This is a genomic window from Adlercreutzia murintestinalis (genome assembly GCF_943192905.1).
In the GTDB taxonomy this organism is placed as follows: Bacteria; Actinomycetota; Coriobacteriia; order Coriobacteriales; family Eggerthellaceae; genus Adlercreutzia_A; species Adlercreutzia_A murintestinalis.
In genome coordinates this window covers 25591-44238 of sequence record NZ_CALPCC010000003.1, presented here as the reverse complement: position 1 = coordinate 44238, position 18648 = coordinate 25591, and the positions used below count along the sequence as shown (strand labels likewise).

The following is an 18648-nucleotide window of genomic DNA, read 5'->3' as shown; positions in this document are numbered from 1 at the left end:
ATGCAATACGATCGACAAACAAGACCCCACGGTGTTTCCACCCTAACAGGAGAAGTGCTCTCCGAGGCCATGCCCTGGATCAAGAATGTGACCGGCAAAACCATCGTCATCAAGTACGGCGGTGCCGCCATGGTCAACGAGCAGCTGCGCGCTGAGGTCATGGCCGATATCGTGCTGCTCAAGATCATCGGCGTGAATCCGGTCATCGTGCATGGCGGCGGTAAGGCCATCAGCGCTGCCATGGAAACAGCCAATCTCCCGGTGGAGTTCGCAGAAGGGCAGCGCGTCACCAGCGACGAAGCCATGGAACTGGTGCGCACGGTGCTGATGGGCAAAGTGAACCAAGACCTCGTGCGCGCTATGAACCGCCACGGCAATATGGGGGTTGGACTCTCCGGCGCTGATGCTGGCATCATGGAAGCCGAGCAAGCCGATGCGCGCTTGGGGCGCGTGGGGCGTATCACCCGCGTGAACGAACAGCTCATCGAAGACCTCATTGCCGATGACTACATCCCGGTGATCGCCTCGGTGGCGATAGATGCGCAGGGCGGCTGGTTCAACGTCAACGCCGATGTTGCAGCAGGTCATATCGCCGCTGCCATCGGGGCGCACAAGATCATCTTCTTGAGCGATGTGGACGGACTGTACGAGGACTTCCCCAACGAGGACACCTTCGTCGCTCGCATGACGGCGGATGAGGCGCGAGCCATGGTTGCCGCCCGCGAGATATCCACTGGCATGATCCCGAAGCTGGAAAGCTGCGTTACCGCCCTTGATGCTGGCGTGCAACGAGCGCATATCATCAACGGCACTACCCCGCACGCGCTTTTGCTCGAGACCCTCACCAACAAGGGGATCGGCACCATGATCACCGGCGTTGGCCCCGCCTCCGGATTCGATCCAGCACGTCTGGGCCGATTCGCATCGAAACTGCTCGAGAACGCAGATACGACGCATACCGGCAACTGATACGAACATCGCAATCGAAAGGCAGATCGATGAGCACCCCGAGCCTTGATGAGCAACAACAGCTAGAAACCGAATATGTGATGCCCACCTTCGCGCGCAAGCCGGTCGAGTTCGTCTCCGGCAGCGGCATGCATCTCACCGACAGCACTGGCAAGTGCTACCTTGACTTCCTCTCTGGCATCGGCGTGTGCAGCTTGGGCCACTGCCACCCTGCGGTGGTTACCGCTCTTCGATCCCAAGCTGAGCAGCTCATTCATGTGAGCAATTACTTCTATATCGAGAACCGCGGGCAGGTTGCGCGAGGCCTCAGCGACATGCTCAACGCAGGGCTTGACGCGGCCTCCCATCATACGTGGAAGACCTTCTTCGCGAACTCGGGCGCCGAAGCCAACGAATGCGCCATCAAGCTGGCGCGGCTGCATGCACACAAGCAAACAAAGGCGCGCGACGAAGAGATGAGGGCGCCATCGTTGATCGTCACGCTGGTGAAGAGCTTCCACGGGCGCACCATGACCACCTTGACGGCAACCGGTCAAAGCAGCCTCCAGCATGGCTTCGAGCCTCTTCCAGAAGGGTTCGTATACACCCCCATCAACGATATAGATGCGCTCCAGGAGCTCTTCGCGCGCTTTTCAGGTCAGATATGCGCGATGATGCTCGAGCCCATTCAAGGAGAATCAGGGGTGCATCCTTGCACTGTTGAGTTTCTGCAAGAGGCGCGTCGCTTGACCAGCGAGGCAGATGCGCTGCTGATCTGCGATGAAGTGCAATGCGGTATCTACCGTACCGGCGATGCCTTCGCCTTCCAAAGCGCGCGCATCGTACCCGATGTGGTCACGATGGCGAAAGGAATCGCCTCAGGCATGGTTTGCGGCGCCTGCGCGGCACGCGATGAGCTCGGCGAGGTTTTGACACCAGGCACGCATGGCTCCACGTTCGGCGGCAGCAACCTTGCCATGGCAGCTGCGCGTGCAACGTTGCGGGAGCTCTCGGATCCAGCCATCGCGGCGAACGTGAACGAGCGTGGCTCGTCTTTGCGCCAGCGCCTGGAAACGATACCGGGCGTACGTGCCGTGCGCGGGCGCGGGCTCATGGTAGGAGTCGATCTCGATGAAGGGCTCTCGGCTCCGCAAGCGGTGGATGCCGCGCTGGAGGCGGGACTGGTCATCAATGCGACCGGACCACAGACCTTGCGCTTTCTCCCTCCGCTCATCTGCACCGATGCCGATATCGATGAGATGGTGGCCATCCTGACACGCATCTGCGCACAGCTGCGCTGAGACGGCAGCGCGCGTCGCGCCTTCGCTCAGGCAAGATGCCTCAGGAAAGCTGCGCGTACAGGCGCAACTCAAGACCGTTGCGCGCGAAGCCCGCTTCCTCCAACATGCCAGCAGCAGGACTATCCAACACAGGCTGACCGTCAAAGGTGCGCACCTGTATGCGCTCCCGCAGAGCGCCCGGACGCCGCAGCCGCGCGCGCAGCTCATCTGCAAGAGCACGAATCGCCCGCACGAGCAAGGCCTCATCAGCATCGAAGGATATGAGGTCGCGAGCGTGTGCGCTGGCGTAGAGGACCAGCTGACCATCGCAGAAAACGACCAGGGCGCCACTGCGACGTACGAGCCGTTTCGCACTGCCCGTATCCGGCCACGCAAGGCCAGCCCCGAACAGATTCGCCGGATCATCCGCATCGAGAACGATGGTGGCATCATCCGATGCATCTGCGAAGGAGCGGATGCGCTCGATCGAATCCATCAACGCGAACTGCGCAGGGCCAAGCCCCTCGACGAATGCCCCGCGCAAAAGCTCCCCCGCATCTTCCCGACTTCGCAATACCGGATAGATGCCGCTCAAACCGCCTGGCACTCCTGCCCCTAACGCGATGTCGCGCGCAATGATGCCGAATCGCTCCAAGAGGGAATCGACCATCTCGAGCGCACGCATGGTATCGTTTGTTGGCAGCGCCTTAAGCGCCCACCAGGTACCAGCGAAAGCCGCATCGTGGGCGCTGCGGGCAACCACCCGCTCGCGCGCTGCCCGACGCGCAGCGGACAGCTCGGAATAGCGCCGCATCGATCGGCGACTCATGGCGCGACGGGGCGCAGGCGGTGGAGCGCTGGTCTGCTGACCGTGCTGACCGGCACAGGAAGCGCGCACGAATGTGAAGCGATCGGACGATACGCCGCCTTGCCACGCTGCCTCAGCGATCTTCGCCTGCTCACCGCCCGCATACCAAGGCGCACGAACCGGACACAGCGGCGAGTCAGCGGGATAGAATGAAACGACCCGATGACCGTCCGCATCGGTACCGCCGACCCATATCACCTCGCCCTCGCTCAATAACTCATCGAGCAGGGCAGGCTGATATGCTCTGACCCGCGCAGGAAACACAGCGGACTCCCAGAGAGACGCCGGGAGAGCAACGCCCTCGAACTGCGCAATAACCTCCGCCAGTCGATCGAGGCTGTCCGTGTCGAAGGCAACGCCGATGCCCTGCAAATCGAAGAGAAAGCGCAGGTAGGCTTCTTGACTCACCGGCTCCACCGCCTTGCGAGCCGCCGCAAGAGAACGGGCACGCACGCGCCGCAAAACGGCTGGGTCAGCCCACATCAGCTGCGCTGCATCACCCGGGGCAGACACGCGCCTAGCCCTTCCTTGCGCTGCCAGACGACACAGGCTCTCTTCTACCAAAGCAGCCCCTATTCCAAAGCTCTCAGCAATGCCCGACGCAGAAGAGAGCACGTTCGTTTGCACTATGCGCGCCACAAGACCATCGAGCAGATCGTCTCCGTCTGCAGCGGCGTGAGCGCTCGGTGCCCACGAGGGGCCACGCACGCCCAGCACCGCATTCAGTCGGGCAGCATCTTCTGCTGCAACCCACACCTCCGCCACGCCCACCCGTGTCCGGAACGCTCGATGCGCCGCATCCAATGCGTCGAGCATGCGCTGCGCCTCTTCCTCGCTGCAAGCCGCCTCATCCGCCTCCGCACCAAGAGGATCAGAACCGTCAAGAGCGCGAACAGCCGATGCGTCGGCAGCAAGGCGAGCCGCAACGGCACAACGTGACAGGGGCCCCAGCCGCCGCAAGAGCTCATGTGCTCCTTCGCTGCCATGCATCCGGTAGCCAGGCACCTCATGTTGCAGTTCGGCCTGCACGCGAGCAACCACTACCTCATCAAGGATCTCCGCGGTCTTATCGCCTCCCAAGAGCTCGCGCAAAAGCCCCGCATCTACCGAGAGCAACGCCCGTCGTTGCTCCGCATGCGGCAGATCGCCCTCATAGAGATGCTCAGCCACATACCCGAAGAGCAGCGGTGCTGCAAACGGCGATGGTGTCTGAGTGCGTACCAGATGCACCTGCAGGGAACCCTCGGCAACGTCTTGCATCACCTGTCGCAACGAGGGAAGATCGTAGACATCTTGCAAGCACTCGCGCGCGGTCTCGGCCAGAAGAGGGAAATCACCCTGACGCCGCGCTGCCTCCAGAAGCTGACCGCCCTTGATGCGCTGCTGCCACAGAGGCGCACGCGTACCCGGCTGATGCGGTGTGACCAGAAGCGCCCGCGCCGCACATTCGCGAAAACGCGCCGCGAACAGCGCGGTGGAACCCACCGTATCGCAGACAATGCGCTCGATCTCGTCTGGATCGAACAGGAAGGCTTCTCTGTCGAGCGCAGCGTCGTGCGCCTCGGGAATGCGCAGTACGATACCATCATCTGCTGCCATGGCCTGCGGGTCAAATCCATAATGCGCGCGCACGCGCGTCGCAAGAGCCAGCGCCCAGGGTTCGCAAACGCGCTTGCCGAAGGTCGCATGGATGATGATGCGCTCATCGCCTTGCTCGTCAGCGCACTGCTCGATGACGACGGTGTGGTCGTCGGGCAGCACACCCGTTGCCTGTCGCTGTTGCTCCACGAGCGCTCGAAGGTTATCGCGCGCGAACGCATCCAAGCCATCGGCGATCAAGCGCGTCTCCACCGCATCTGCATCCTCATGGACGAGCTGGCGCACAAAAGCGCCTCGTCGCATCCCCGCATCGAAACTGCGCCCTACGTTCTCGCCGTGCCAGAACGGCAGACGCGCCGCTTGACCAGGAGCTGGTTCCACTAACACGCGATCGCGCCCGATCTCGATGATGCGCCAGGTGCTCGTTCCCAAGATGATACGATCGCCCACCCGCGATTCGTGGACCATTTCCTCATCAAGCTCCCCGACGCGCCTTCGCCCTCGCGCAGCATCCCCTTCTGGCAGCATCACCGGAAAAAGCCCCCGATCGGGAATGGTGCCGCCCGCGCTCACCGCCAAACGTTGGCTGCGCGGAAGCGGCATCAAAAGACCGCTTGGCCCCTCCACTCTGATACGGGGCGCGAATTCAGCTACCTCACCGGTAGCGAATACGCCTGAGAGCATCTGGATGACCGCATCGAACGCCGAACGTGCAAGCGTCGTGAAGCATGCCGAGCGCTTTACCGTCTGAAACCACTCATCCGCGGAGAGCCCCTCCGTGCACAAAGACACCTCGGCCACCGTTTGCTGCGCCAATATGTCAAGCGGGCAGTTGATGAGATGGGTCCGTTCGATGTGCCCGGCTACCATGCCTTCTACCACTACGGCACAATCGAGCACCTCGGTGCGCACGCGCGGGAACATGATGCCTTCCGATTTGCCTGCCACCCGATGATTCGCCCGCCCGATGCGCTGCAACCCGCTTGACACCGAAGGAGGCGGTGCCACCTGGATGACCAGGTCGACCTCGCCCATATCTATGCCGAGTTCCAGGCTTGAAGTTGCCACCACGCACCGCAGAGCACCCGTTTTCAGTTCGCGCTCCACCTGGACGCGCTTCTCCTTCGCAACCGATCCATGATGCGCCTTCGCGATGATCTGAGCGCTGGCTCCGGTAAGCTCAGAGGTCGAACCGATATCTGAGCGGATGGGCCCTGCGAGCTCAGCATCTAACACCTTGCCGCGCGCGCCCTCTGTGCGGCGAGCGTAGCGGTCGTTGAGATGTGCGGTCAAACGCTCGCAAAGCCCGCGCGAGTTCACGAAGACGATCGTCGAGGTATGCCGCAGCACCTCATCTAAGATGGCTGACTCCAAATACGGCCAGATGGAGACCTTCTGGTTGTCTCCGAAACGAGGGATAGCCGTCATATCCTGCACCGGGACGCATATCCTGATATCCGCGTCAGTGCGCCCATCAGCTGCGATCACCTCGACCGCATGCACACCCCCGAGAAACCGGGCCACTTCCTCGCGTGGCTCCACCGTGGCTGAAAGCCCCACACGCTGCACGGGATGGCCCACGAACACGTCAAGCCGCTCAAGGGAAAGCGACAGGTGCGCGCCGCGCTTGTTGCCAGCAAGAGAATGGATCTCATCCACGATCACCGTCTGCAGGTCTTTGAACATCTCCCGTGCTTGCGAGGTCAGCATCAGATAGAGCGATTCGGGCGTGGTGATCAGAATATCGGGCGGACGACGATTGAGACGCTGTCGCTCGGCAGCTGTCGTATCTCCGGTGCGCACACCTACGTCCACGCCCACATCGCAACCGGTGCGCACGGCGATATCGCGCAAGGGTTCCGCAAGATTGCGCTCCACATCGGCTCCGAGCGCTTTGAGCGGCGATACGTACAGCACGCGCACCCCGCGCCGCCACTGACGCGCGGCCGCTTTCTCGCACATCAGCGCATCAATGGCCTGCAAGAACGCTGCGAACGTCTTACCGGAGCCCGTTGGTGCCACGACCAGGGCGTTTCTTCCCTGCGCGATGGTGTCCCAGGCACGTGTCTGCACCTCCGTAGGCGCCTCGAACATATCGAGGAACCACCCGCGCACCTCATGGGAGAATGTATCCATACCTTGTTCCATGGAAGAGATTATACGGGAACAAGCGTACGGGTGCGAACTTGATCGACACCGGATATGCCTCACGCTTCGTTCAGAACAGCGGCGGAACCAGCATGCTCACCACGATGGAGGCAGCTACCAATGCCACGCAAGCAACGATCGCTCCCGCATCAAGCCTCGCGAACGGGTATTCCTTGAAGCCGCTCTCGCAGGTGCGCAGGTTGAAGCCGCGCACCTCGGCTGCAATGGCCGCCGAATTCGTCTTGCGAACGCTACTGATGAGCAGCGGCACGCAGAGGGGAACCATCAAGCGTATCCGTTTCAGCGCACCGCCATCGAACTCCACGCCACGCGCAGTCTGCGCTTCCATGATGCCCGACATATCGTTCATGAACACCGGGATGAAATGCACGGCGCTCGTGAACGTGAAGGCGTATTTGTACGGCACATGCACGATCTTGCAGAAGGCATTGGCAAGGTCGCTCATCTGCGTGACATACATCACCAAGAACAGTGGAATAGCACACGCGACCAAACGAACGACCACCGTGATGGCCGCCACCACCGACCCCCATCCAAGATAGCCCCACGGCAGCGCCACCAACTGCGGGCCGGTCGGCGTGGTCAAAAGCGCGATCAACGCCAATAGGATGGAGAAGATGGCGATCGCCCTGGCCAATCCTGCTGCTTGGCGCATCATGGTGCAACTGGCCGCCAGCGCAAAATCCATCACCAGCACCACACCAAGGAAGATCAGATTGCCCGTGCAAAAGCACGAGATGGATATCAAGAGCGCGCACAGCACCTTGACGACCGGATTCATGCGGTGCAGGAAGCTCTCGCCTGGCACATATTCAAGAAACTTCGCCACAGCTCATCGCTCCTTCCTGCGCCTGGAGAGCATCCAGCATCTCATCGACCGTATTCGCACGCGCGAGCGCCGTATCGGCACGCGCCGGATCGTTCTCTACCAACGCCATGCTTATTTGAGGTATCTGAGGTGCGAGCAAGTGCGTCGCATCAAGCGCGCTCCTATCACAAAGCACCTGGAACGTGGGTCCATCGGCCACCACGCGCCCCGCCGTCATGGCGATCACGCGCTGCGCGTAGTCGCCAACCACTTCCATATCGTGGCATACCATGATCACCGTGGTGCCGTGCGCATGCAGCTGCGCGATGATGTCCATCACTTTCGCGCACTCGCGAAAATCAAGACCAGTGGTCGGTTCGTCCAACACCACATACGGCGTCTCCATCACGATGATGGAAGCCAAGGCCAATAGCTGGCGTGTTCCTCGGTTCAGTAGAAACGGCTCGGCATCCGCATCGAAGCCGAACTGCTCGATGATTGCATCCACCCGCGCCTCAGCATGCGCATCAGCGCGCCCTTGCGCCCGAAAGCCGAACAGCAGCTCATCGCGCACCGTGTTGCAGCATATCTGTCGATCCGGATTCTGGAAGAGGAATCCCACCTGTGCGGCAAGCTGGCTCGTCTTGAGCTGCGTGGTGGGCACCCCGTCTATCAGCACCTCGCCTGCCGTGGGTTTCAACAACCCGTTCATCAGGCGCATGGTGGTTGATTTGCCTGCGCCGTTCGTTCCCACGAAGGCCACGAAATCGCCATCGTCGATGGTGAAGGAGACGTCCTTGAGCACCGGCATCTCGTCGTCATAACTAGCGCTCACCGCTTTGAACTCGATCATGCGAGCACCTCCTCGCATACCGCCACGGCCTCATCCACATCGCGCACAGCGCTGCCCCGGTAGAGCCCGCGTTGGCGAAGCCCGTTCACCAAGCTCGTCGCCCGTGGCACGTTCACCCCGATCTCGAGCAGTTCCTCAGAATGCGCCAGCACGTCTGCGGGCGCGCCATCGAAGCGGATGCGGCCCTTCTCGACGATGACCAGCTTGTCGGCAAAATCGGCAAGCAGCGCGATCTTCTGCTCCACCACGATCACCGTCGTCTGATGATGGTGAGCGTATTCACGTAACAATTCAAAGACCGCGAGCGAACTGGCAGGGTCGAGTTCAGCGGTCGGCTCATCCAAGAGCAGCACCTTCGGACGCAACGCGATAATTGACGCGAGCGCCACCTTCTGCTTTTGACCCCCCGAGAGCGAGTCGATGGTGCGCGTGCGCAGATCGGCAATGCCCATCGCCTCAAGCGCATCGGTCAGACGCACTTCCACTTCGTCTGTGCGCACACCGAAGTTCTCAAGGCCGTAGAGCACCTCATCTTCCACGATGGAGGCAACCATCTGAGAATCGATGTCTTGGCAGACGCTGCCGACCAGACGCGAGATATCGGTTAGGCTCGCATCAACGGTATCCAGGCTTCCCACGATGACGCTTCCGAAGAAATCTCCCGGATAGCAATGTGGGATGATGCCGTTCATCGCATACGTCAACGTAGACTTGCCCGACCCGGCCGCGCCCGTGATGCCGACGAAGCATCCATCCGGCACTGCCAGATTGATATCGCGCAAGGCGAACCGATCGCTTTCAGCGTATTTGAATGAAAAGTCTTTCAGGCAGAGCATCTGTGATTTCCTGTCGTCTGTCCCAATACGCTCATCAGCGTTTCAGCACCCGGGAGAGCGGCAGCGCCAGTATCTCCACCAGGATGCAGTTCACCAAAGCGGTGCCGAATACCATTATGGCGTAGGTGATCATGATAGCGCCGATGGCCAGACCATTCATCAGGCCGACGATAAGAGCGAAGGTGTAACCGGAGACCAGGGTGGACAAGAAGGTGCTCACCAGTGGATTCAGATCGAGCTTGCCCACCTTGAGAGGGATCAGGATCAAGAGCCCGCACACCGTTGCGCCAAGCGTCTCAGATGCGATGTTGACCCAGGGCGTTGCGTTCAGCATGGGAATCTGGCTGATCAGACCAGTGAGCAACCCGATAATGGCCGCTTGTCCCACATTGGGACGCACCAGGATAATGGCAAGGCAATACATGGCGATCATGAAGTTCGGCTTCATGCCACCGAAGCTCAGAAATGAGGACACGGTCAGTTTCAACACGGCGCCTGCTGCCAGCAGCACCGCTATCAAAATCAAGTCGCGCACCGAAAGCCCGTTGCTTGCCTGCGCCTGCACGGTGCGCTTCGGTGCAGCAGGAGCGCTGGTGCGCGGAGCGCCTTGCGGGGCGGTTGGCTGTGCTTGCATCGTCTCGTCGTTCATGATGATTCCTTTCCGTCACATCTTGGCATACGTGGTGCAAGCCCATGAAAAAGCCCCCGGCGGATCACCGAGGGCTTGCATGCAGGAAAGCCAGAGCTTGGATGATCCGTCTTATTCGGGCTTGTTCCACCACCATGCACCAGCGAACGCCGCAGCGCCCGCGCCGAGGATATGTGTATGCAGGTTGATCAAGCTATCTCCTTCTCGGATATGCAAGCTGGAAGCGATGATACCATGTTTCCGCATCAACGCAACCCATCACTGCGCTGAGCGCTCGAGAAGCTCGCGCGCATGAGCAAGGGAAGCCTGCGTACCACCCCCGGAGAGCATGCGAGCGATCTCGTCTTCGCGCGCCTGGTCGCGCACCTCGATGAGCTGCGTACGGGCCACACCCTGCTTTTCGGTCTTCCGCACCACATAATGCTTCGTCGCACGGGCGGCGACCTGAGCAAGATGGGTCACCACGAGCACCTGATGGGTTTGCGCCAGCTCAGCGAGCACCTCCGCCAAGGCGACCGCCGTCGCACCGCCAACACCAGCATCTATCTCGTCAAAGACGAGCGTGGACACCTCGTCTTTATCCTCCATCACCACATGAAGCGCCAAGAGCACGCGCGAAAGCTCGCCTCCTGATGCGATGCGCGAAAGCGGCCGCGCCTGCATGTTCTGAGCCGGACGGAACGCAAGCTCTATCCGATCGCCGCCCGAGGGGCCCCACTGCGCGCGCGGCTGCGGCTCGACCGTGCACGACACTTCCGCGCTTCCCATCTCCAAGCGCGCCATCACCGCACTGATCCTCTCTGCGAACTCCGAAGCTGCTTCTGCGCGCGCCACGCTCAACGCCTGAGCGCACTCGGCTAATTCAGCTTCAGCCAGTTCAACCTGCGCCTGCGCTTCCGCTTCGAGTCGCTCGCTCTCATCTACCATTTGAATGCGAGCGCGCGCCTCGGCCGCCTTGGCAAGAACATCTGCCACCGTCGGCCCATACGCGCGCAAAAGACCTTGGTAAGATGCCACCCGCTCCTGCATCTGCGCAAGCTCGTCAGGCTCGAATTCGATCCCCCCAGCATACGCCGCGATATCACGCGCTGCATCCTCCAACAGAAAGACCGCCTCGCGAAGGGCATCGGCTATGGTGTCGAGCGACTCGTCAACACGGGCGCCCTCTTCAAGGGCTGTAAGGGCCGCCCCTGCCTGGTCCAGAGCACCTCCGTCGCCCGAAACGGCGTCGCGGGCGCTGCACGCTGCGCGCGCGAGCGCCTCAACATGTTCCGCTTTCTTGAGCGCAGCGGTCAGTTCGTCGTATTCCTGCACGTCGGGCGAGACCGCCTCGATCTGGCGTAACATAAACGATGCCTGATCGAGCTGGTCAGCGCTCGCACGAGCGCCCATGCGCACCTCATCCAATCGCGCAGCTGCCGCCTGAGCGCGCTCATAGGCCTGCTGGTAGGCGTGGGTAAGAGAGGTCGTCTGCGCCCATGCATCCAACATGCGCAGATGACTCGCGGGCCGCAAGAGCTCTTGGCTGTCGTGCTGGCTGCATAGATCGATCGTGGGAGCGATGACCTCCGCAAGTTCCCCAACACTGGCCATGCGCCCATCGTGCTGCACGCGCGAACGCCCATCGGCGGACACTCGGCGGCAGACGACATGCTCGTCATCGCCGAAGAAGAACCGCCCTTCCACGCATGACTCAGCCTCCCCTTCGCGCACGGCCGTGCGATCCGCGCGCGCCCCCATCAAGAGCTTGCATGCCATCAGCAGCGCTGTCTTGCCCGCACCCGTCTCTCCGGTCAGCACCGTCAGACCCTCGGCGGGCACGATGGTCGCCTCATCGATCAGAGCAAGGTTGCGAACGTGTATCTCGTCGATCATCTGCATTCCTCCCACGGCCGAGCGCCGTCCCAGCGCCGCCTAGCTGCGCCGACTGCTTCCATAAGCGGCATTCTTGCGATTGCCGTATGCACTGCCTTTGCGCGCGCTCTTCTTTAGATCGGCGAGGACATCCTTCTCTGAGACATCCTCGACCGCCGTGCGCAGCTGCACCACCTGATCGCGCAAGCGAGCAGCCTCTTCAAAATCCATACCAGCAGAGGCGGCTTGCATCTCCTCTTCCATCGACATGATCATGCGCATGACCTCTTCGCGCGAAAGCTCTGCCATCTCACGATTGATATCCTCAGCGGAGAGCCCCTCCGATTCATCGACGATAGAATCCATGATGTCATTGATCTTCTTGCGAATGGTCGTCGGCTCGATGCCATGTTCGGCGTTGTAGGCCATCTGGATATCGCGGCGACGGCGCGTCTCGTCGATAGCGCGCTTCATGGAATCGGTCACCTTGTCGGCATACATGATGACCTGACCCGACACGTTGCGCGCAGCACGACCGATGGTCTGCACGAGGCTGCGATGGTTGCGCAGGAAGCCCTCTTTGTCGGCATCGAGAATGGCCACGAGACTGACCTCGGGCAGGTCGAGCCCCTCGCGCAGCAAATTGATACCCACCAGCACATCGAACTTGCCTTGCCTCAGTTCACGGAGGATCTCCACGCGCTCTAACGTGCCGATGTCTGAATGCATGTACCGCGCGCGAATGCCCTGATCGAGCAGGTGATCCGTCAGGTCTTCGGCCATCTTCTTCGTCAGCGTCGTCACGAGCACGCGCTCATCGCGCGCCGAGCGCTCACGCGCCTCGTCGATGATGTCGTCGATCTGGCTTTTGATGGGCCGCAAGATCACCTCGGGGTCGAGCAGGCCCGTCGGACGGATGATCTGCTCTACCGTTGCTTGGCTGACCTTCTCTTCATAATCGCCCGGCGTGGCGCTCACGTAGATGAACTGCGGAACCCGGTCTTCGAACTCATCGAAGCGCAGCGGGCGATTGTCAAGCGCTGAGGGCAGGCGGAACCCGTGCTCGGCCAAGGTCACCTTGCGCGAGCGGTCGCCTTCATGCATGCCGCGAATCTGCGGCACTGTCACGTGGCTCTCGTCGATGATGCAGAGGAAGTCGTCAGGGAAGTAATCGATCAGCGTATAGGGCGGCTCACCCGGCGCTCGACCATCCAGATGCCGCGAGTAGTTTTCGATACCCGAGCAAAACCCCATCGTTTCCAGCATCTCAAGATCGTAATTCGTGCGCATTTCGAGCCGCTGCGCCTCGAGCAGCTTGCCCTCAGCGTTGAATTGCTCCAAGCGCTCGCGCAGCTCGTCGCGAATGGTGCCAAGCGCGTGCTCCATCTTAGGCCGCGCCGTCACGTAATGCGAAGCTGGCCAAATGGGCACCGCATGGTAGGAGGCCACTACCTCACCGGTCACGTTGTCGACCTCTTCGATCGTCTCGATCTCGTCACCCCAAAACTCCACGCGAATGGGATTGTCCGCATAGGGCGGAAAGATATCGAGCGCATCTCCGCGCACGCGGAAGGTGCCGCGCTTCAGCTCGTAATCGTTACGGTCGTATTGAATGTCGATCAGTCCGTAGATCACCTCATCGCGATCGGCGGGCACCTCTTTATCAAGAAAGACCGCCATGCCCGCATAGTCCTGCGGACTGCCGATACCGTAGATGCAGCTCACCGAAGCCACCACGATCACATCGCGCCGCGACAGCAGTGCGCTGGTAGCCGCATGGCGCAGCTTCTCCACCTCCTCGTTGATGGAAGCGTCCTTCTCGATGAACGTATCCGATGCTGGCACATACGCCTCGGGTTGGTAGTAATCGTAGTAGCTCACGAAGTACACCACGGCGTTATTCGGGAAGAACTCCTTGAGCTCAGCGGCTAACTGCGCTGCGAGCGTCTTATTGGGCGCCATGATCAAAGTGGGCTTTTGCACTTCCTCGATCACCTTCGCCATCGTGAACGTCTTGCCAGAACCCGTCACGCCCAAAAGCGTTTGATAGCGAAGGTCAGCCCGAACCCCGTCAGCGAGCTTCGCCACCGCTTGCGGCTGATCGCCCGAGGGCTCATAGGGAGAGACCACCTCAAGCGCGGCGCTTGAGGCTGCGTCCACAGAGAGCTTCCCCGGCATCTCCATGCCCTCGATATTGCGCAGATGTGTTGACATGTGCCTCCTGAATCCAAAAGACCCGGCGCCACCTTGCGGCACGCCGGGTCTCATCTTAGCGTGAGAACACGTTTACTGCTGACAGTTCTTCCACCACGTAGTGACCTCGTTGTACAACTCGTCTTTTGTGGAATCGTTGTTGAACACCACATCAGCTGCCTCGATGCGATCGGCATCGGTGATCTGCTGAGCGATGCGTCGACGCACGTCATCCTCGTCAAAACCGGAAGCCACCGCGCGCTGAATACGAAGGTCCATGGGCGCGAGCACCGCGATCACCGCATCGGCAGACCAAGCAAGCGATGTTGAGCGGTTCTTGAACACCGAGTACTCCACGGCGACCGCCTCTACCCCTTGCGCTTCCAGCTCGTCGACCATATCGGTGTATGCCTCTTCGATGCGCGGCATCGTGATGCGGTTGAGCTTGCGCGTCTCCGCCGGACTGACAAAGGCCTTGGCGGCCAGACGCTGCCTGACCACTTCACCATCCTCGTCAAGGATATCGTCACCGAAAGCCTCTACCAGTTCTTCTTTGACGATCTCCCATTTCAGGATGTCGTGTCCCACCTTATCAAGGTCGATATAGGCCAGACCCTGATCGGTCAGCGCCTTGCGCGCTGTTGACTTGCCCGCTCCCATACCGCCTATGATAAAGATCTTCTTCACCGCATCTCCTTGCTCGCGCGTGCGCGCTATTCAGCAGCAGGCTCCTCAGCCGCCTCTTCGGTCACCACAACAGCCTCCGCCTCGGGAGTATCCACCACATCAACCTCGGTCACCTCAGCGGCGGGGTCAGCTGCTTCGATAGCGTCGGTCACGACTTCCTCGGTCTGCTCAGCCTCGTCATCTTTCTTGCGCGGCTTAGGATCTTCCACGACAACGCTCTCGTCGATCTCGATGTCGTAGCCAAGCTCTTCGGCGGCAGCCTTCATGGACAGGCTGATGCGACGGCGGTCGGGGTTGATCTCCATGACCTTCACCTTCACATCTTGGCCTTGCTTGACCACCTGAGCAGGCGAATCGATGTGCTTGGCGGCCATCTCGGAGATATGCACCAGGCCCTCGATGGAATTGCCCAGTTCAACGAATGCGCCGAACGGCACGATCTTGGTGACGGTGCCATCGACGATGGTGCCCATCGGATAGTTATCGACCAACTCCACCCACGGATCGTCGGTGGTCTGCTTGAGGCCCAAGCTGATGCGCTCACGCTGCAGATCGACGTCGAGCACCTCGACCTCTACCTCGTCGCCCACCTTCACGACCTCGCTGGGGTGGTTCACGTGGTTCCAGGACAGCTCGGAGATGTGCACCAAACCATCGATGCCGCCCAGATCGACGAATGCACCGAAGTCCACGATACTGGAAACGGTGCCCTTGAGGCGCATGCCCTTGGAGAGCTTGGAGAGGATCTCAGTGCGCTCGGCCTTGCGGCCCTCTTCGAGCAGCACACGGCGGGAGAGCACCACGTTGTTGCGGTTGCGGTCCATCTCGATGACGCGCGCTTCGATCTCGGTGTTGAGGTACATGTCGAGATCCTTCACGCGACGCAGATCGACCAGCGACGCCGGCAGGAAGCCACGCAGGCCGATATCGAGGATCAGGCCACCCTTGACGACCTCGATGACCTCGCCGGTGACCACTTCGCCAGCCTTGAACTTCTCTTCGACGCGGTTCCATGCGCGCTCGTACTCGGCGCGCTTCTTGGACAGGATCAGGCGGCCGTCCTTGTCCTCCTTCTGGAGAACCAGCGCCTCAATGTGATCGCCCAGACCCACGACCTCGGACGGATCGATATCTTTGCGAATGGACAGTTCGCGCGACGGAATGACGCCTTCGCTCTTGAAGCCGATGTCCACGAGCACCTCATCGTGCTCCAGCTTCACTACCGTGCCCTCAACCAGGTCGCCCTCGTCGAAGTCGGTCAGCGTGCCATCGATCATGGCATTGAGCTGGTCGTCGGATACGTCGTCGAACTGGATGACTGACGTGTTCTTGATCTCGGTCAAAACGGACCCCTTTCGGAAATGAGGGACCCCGTTTTCAATAAGCAGTCGTCTTGGACAGAAACTTACATTACTCGGGGCCGATACAATATTTCGCTTGCATTTTTACAAGCCTTCCGAGTATAGCACGCCTTGCTGCATAATCCCGGCTCGTTCGAGTAACATTTGCGCCGTTCACCGATTACCTGCAGGGCGATCCGGGAGCACGCGCGAGAAACGTCGAAAAACAGCGGTCGAGAAAAGATAGAGAATGACCCCTTGCGCGGGGTGAGGTGTTCGCCTACAATAGCAAAGCGCTTTTTAAGCGCTGGTTCTTGATGTGCGCCATTAGCTTAGTTGGTAGAGCAGGGGACTCTTAATCCCAAGGTCGAAGGTTCGAGTCCTTCATGGCGCACCACTCACTTGGTATGGTGGCTGTAGTTCAGTTGGCTAGAATGCCAGATTGTGGCTCTGGAGGTCGCCGGTTCAAGTCCGGTCAGCCACCCCATTTTCTCCACGTTCAGATATCTCGTCAGCGTTCTGTGCGCTCTGGCGCTTCCGTTCATTTCGCTCAGCACGTCGCCTGGACCTGACGCCCTGCCGCTTTTCTCGGCATGCGCATACCCGCCACACGCTTGCAGCTTATGGCACCATCCCCTACAATAGCAAAACGCTCCGCTTCGCACGGAGCGTTCCACTTTCCACTCGGGCCCTTAGCTCAATGGTGGAGCAGAGGACTCATAATCCTTTGGTTGCAGGTTCGAATCCTGCAGGGCCCACCACTTCCCTACATCTTCTCAGGAGCAGAAACGCCGAGCAGCCCCAGCGTCAGCGCCAGCATGATGCGCGTAGCATCGCAGAGCGCCACGCGCGCCGTGCTCAGAGCCGCATCATCGGTGAGCACCTTGCACTCGGTGTAGAACCCGTGGAAGAGCGCTGCGAGATCCTGCGCGTAATGCGTCAGGCGGAACGGCTCGCGATCTCGTGCGGCAAGCGCGATCAAGTTGCCGAAATCGGCCATCTTGCGCATGAGCGCCAACTCGGTGGGATTCGTGAGCGCAGACAGATCGCATCCTTCGGGCGCTACCGCGCAAGCCAACTCGGCGATGCTCTTCCCTTCTGCGGCCCCCTCACCGTTGGCGGCATCGTAGGCCCGGCGGATGATGGAGCAGATGCGGGCGTGCGCGTACTGCACGTAATAGACCGGATTCGATGAGTCCTTCTTCTTGGCTTGCTCGATATCGAAGTCGATAGGCTGATCGGACGAGCGCGACAACATCAGATACCGCGTAGCGTCCACGCCCACCTCGTCGATCAGCTCTTCGAGCGTGACCATCTCGCCGGTGCGCTTGCTCATGCGCACCGCTTCCCCATCGCGGAACAGGTTCACCAGCTGCCCGAGCACGATCTCCAGATCGCCCGGCCATCCCCAGGCCTCCAGCATGCATTCGCAGCGCTTCACGTACCCATGGTGATCGGCGCCCCAAATGTTGATCAGGTGGTCGAATCCGCGCATCTTCTTGTCGTAGTGATAGGCCACATCGCTCATGAAGTAGGTCATCTCGCCGTTGGCCTTGATCATGACGCGGTCCTTCTCGTCGCCGAGCGCCGATGAGCGGAACCAGATGGCGCCATCCTCTTCCTTGACGTAGCCCTTGTCCTCCATGGCCTTCAGGCTGCGGCTGACCGGACTCTCGCCTGTCTCGTCTTCCACGTACAGGCTCCGCTCGGAAAACCAGCGATCGAACGTCGTGCCCAAGCGCCCGAGCACCTCATGCTGGAGGTCGAGCATCTCCTGATAGGCGATCTCGCGAAACGCCTCCATGCGCTCCTGATCGGTCAGGCTCTCGTACTTGTTGCCCTCGCGATCGATGATGCCCTGTGCGATATCGGACACGTAACTGCCGCCGTAACACTGCTCGGGCATCTCTACGTCGTGGCCGAGCAGCTGCATGTAGCGCACGCCCACGGAGTTGCCGAACACATCCATCTGCGTGCCGTGGTCGTTCACGTAGAACTCTTCGTACACATCGTAGCCCGCATGACGCATCACGCGCGCCATAGCATCGCCGAGCGCTCCCCAGCGGCCATGCCCCACATGAAGCGGGCCGGTGGGGTTGGCGGAAACGTATTCCAGGTTGACCTTGCGCTGACCCTCAGGGATAGTGCCATGCCCATAGTTCTCGCCTTCCGTGCGCACGGCGCGCACCACGCCTTGCAGCACCGCATCGGCGAGGCGGATGTTGATGAAGCCCGGACCCGCTATCTCAACGGCTTGGATCATGTCGTTGTCCGGCAGATGATCGACGATGGCCTGCGCCACTTCGCGCGGGCTGGTGTGCGCCAGCTTCGCCGTGCGCATAGCCACCGTGGATGCCCAGTCGCCGTTCGCTTCATCGCGCGGACGTTCAAGGGAAGGCTCGGGGGCTGCGCCCTCCAGCGCCAGCGAGCCATCGGCCAAAGCCGCATCGATAGCGGCCCTAAATATCTTTTCAAGCTGTTCGCGGATATCCATTCGCCATACTCCGATTCACATTGAAGACGTATCTACTCGATAGTGCGGCATTATACCAGCGGCCGCGGCA

General features: G+C 60.7%; 12 protein-coding genes and 3 tRNA genes. 5 read left to right on the top strand and 10 right to left on the bottom strand.

Annotated features, from left to right (window positions below):
* Both argB and NFR19_RS01305 read left to right on the top strand, forming a co-directional pair.
* Positions 1–969, top strand: a complete 969-nt coding sequence (gene argB / locus NFR19_RS01310) for an acetylglutamate kinase (RefSeq protein WP_251211971.1) — start codon at positions 1–3, stop codon at positions 967–969.
* Between the two features lie 29 nt (positions 970–998).
* Positions 999–2249, top strand: coding sequence for an aspartate aminotransferase family protein (locus NFR19_RS01305; protein ID WP_251211970.1), 1251 nt, complete (start codon positions 999–1001; stop codon positions 2247–2249).
* A gap of 40 nt (positions 2250–2289) precedes the next feature.
* Here NFR19_RS01305 and NFR19_RS01300 read toward each other — a convergent pair whose 3' ends face one another.
* The 9 genes from NFR19_RS01300 to rpsA form a co-directional block, all read right to left on the bottom strand.
* Positions 2290–6831 carry a DEAD/DEAH box helicase gene (locus NFR19_RS01300; protein WP_251211969.1) on the bottom strand — a complete coding sequence of 1514 codons (4542 nt, stop codon included), beginning with the start codon at positions 6829–6831 and terminating at the stop codon, positions 2290–2292.
* Positions 6832–6913: 82 nt separating this feature from the next.
* Positions 6914–7693, bottom strand: a complete 780-nt coding sequence (locus NFR19_RS01295) for an energy-coupling factor transporter transmembrane component T family protein (RefSeq protein WP_251211968.1) — start codon at positions 7691–7693, stop codon at positions 6914–6916.
* The gene (locus NFR19_RS01290; RefSeq protein WP_251211967.1) at positions 7677–8525 is read right to left on the bottom strand and encodes an energy-coupling factor ABC transporter ATP-binding protein; all 849 of its coding nucleotides are present in this window, start codon (positions 8523–8525) and stop codon (positions 7677–7679) included. The genes NFR19_RS01295 and NFR19_RS01290 overlap by 17 nt, the downstream gene beginning before the upstream one ends.
* A complete protein-coding gene (locus NFR19_RS01285; protein ID WP_251211966.1) occupies positions 8522–9361 on the bottom strand; it encodes an energy-coupling factor ABC transporter ATP-binding protein in 840 nt (279 codons plus the stop codon). The genes NFR19_RS01290 and NFR19_RS01285 overlap by 4 nt, the downstream gene beginning before the upstream one ends.
* Positions 9362–9395: 34 nt before the next feature.
* The gene (locus NFR19_RS01280; protein WP_251211965.1) at positions 9396–10010 is read right to left on the bottom strand and encodes a hypothetical protein; all 615 of its coding nucleotides are present in this window, start codon (positions 10008–10010) and stop codon (positions 9396–9398) included.
* A 258-nt stretch (positions 10011–10268) separates the two neighbouring features.
* A complete protein-coding gene (gene recN / locus NFR19_RS01275) occupies positions 10269–11885 on the bottom strand; it encodes a DNA repair protein RecN (protein WP_251211964.1) in 1617 nt (538 codons plus the stop codon).
* 39 nt (positions 11886–11924) lie between these two features.
* The gene (uvrB, locus tag NFR19_RS01270) at positions 11925–14078 is read right to left on the bottom strand and encodes an excinuclease ABC subunit UvrB (protein WP_285813421.1); all 2154 of its coding nucleotides are present in this window, start codon (positions 14076–14078) and stop codon (positions 11925–11927) included.
* Positions 14079–14150: 72 nt separating this feature from the next.
* A complete protein-coding gene (gene coaE / locus NFR19_RS01265) occupies positions 14151–14744 on the bottom strand; it encodes a dephospho-CoA kinase (RefSeq protein ID WP_251211963.1) in 594 nt (197 codons plus the stop codon).
* A 26-nt stretch (positions 14745–14770) separates the two neighbouring features.
* Positions 14771–16087 carry a 30S ribosomal protein S1 gene (gene rpsA, locus NFR19_RS01260; protein ID WP_251211962.1) on the bottom strand — a complete coding sequence of 439 codons (1317 nt, stop codon included), beginning with the start codon at positions 16085–16087 and terminating at the stop codon, positions 14771–14773.
* Positions 16088–16405: 318 nt separating this feature from the next.
* Between rpsA and NFR19_RS01255 the strand changes: the two genes are divergently transcribed.
* From NFR19_RS01255 to NFR19_RS01245, 3 genes are all read left to right on the top strand, one after another.
* Positions 16406–16481: transfer RNA gene (locus tag NFR19_RS01255), tRNA-Lys, on the top strand.
* A 13-nt stretch (positions 16482–16494) separates the two neighbouring features.
* Positions 16495–16571 (top strand) — tRNA-His (locus NFR19_RS01250).
* Between the two features lie 199 nt (positions 16572–16770).
* Positions 16771–16845 (top strand) — tRNA-Ile (locus tag NFR19_RS01245).
* 5 nt (positions 16846–16850) lie between these two features.
* Here NFR19_RS01245 and argS read toward each other — a convergent pair.
* Positions 16851–18578, bottom strand: coding sequence for an arginine--tRNA ligase (gene argS / locus NFR19_RS01240; RefSeq protein ID WP_251211961.1), 1728 nt, complete (start codon positions 18576–18578; stop codon positions 16851–16853).
* Positions 18579–18648: the final 70 nt, after the last annotated feature.

Coding starts and splice junctions, on each gene's coding strand:
- NFR19_RS01305 (WP_251211970.1), top strand. CDS start 999: ATGAGCACCCCGAGCCTTGATGAGCAACAACAGCTAGAAACCGAATAT.
- argS (WP_251211961.1), bottom strand. CDS start 18,578: ATGGATATCCGCGAACAGCTTGAAAAGATATTTAGGGCCGCTATCGAT.
- NFR19_RS01285 (WP_251211966.1), bottom strand. CDS start 9,361: ATGCTCTGCCTGAAAGACTTTTCATTCAAATACGCTGAAAGCGATCGG.
- NFR19_RS01280 (WP_251211965.1), bottom strand. CDS start 10,010: ATGAACGACGAGACGATGCAAGCACAGCCAACCGCCCCGCAAGGCGCT.
- uvrB (WP_285813421.1), bottom strand. CDS start 14,078: ATGTCAACACATCTGCGCAATATCGAGGGCATGGAGATGCCGGGGAAG.
- NFR19_RS01300 (WP_251211969.1), bottom strand. CDS start 6,831: ATGGATACATTCTCCCATGAGGTGCGCGGGTGGTTCCTCGATATGTTC.
- recN (WP_251211964.1), bottom strand. CDS start 11,885: ATGATCGACGAGATACACGTTCGCAACCTTGCTCTGATCGATGAGGCG.
- NFR19_RS01290 (WP_251211967.1), bottom strand. CDS start 8,525: ATGATCGAGTTCAAAGCGGTGAGCGCTAGTTATGACGACGAGATGCCG.
- argB (WP_251211971.1), top strand. CDS start 1: ATGCAATACGATCGACAAACAAGACCCCACGGTGTTTCCACCCTAACA.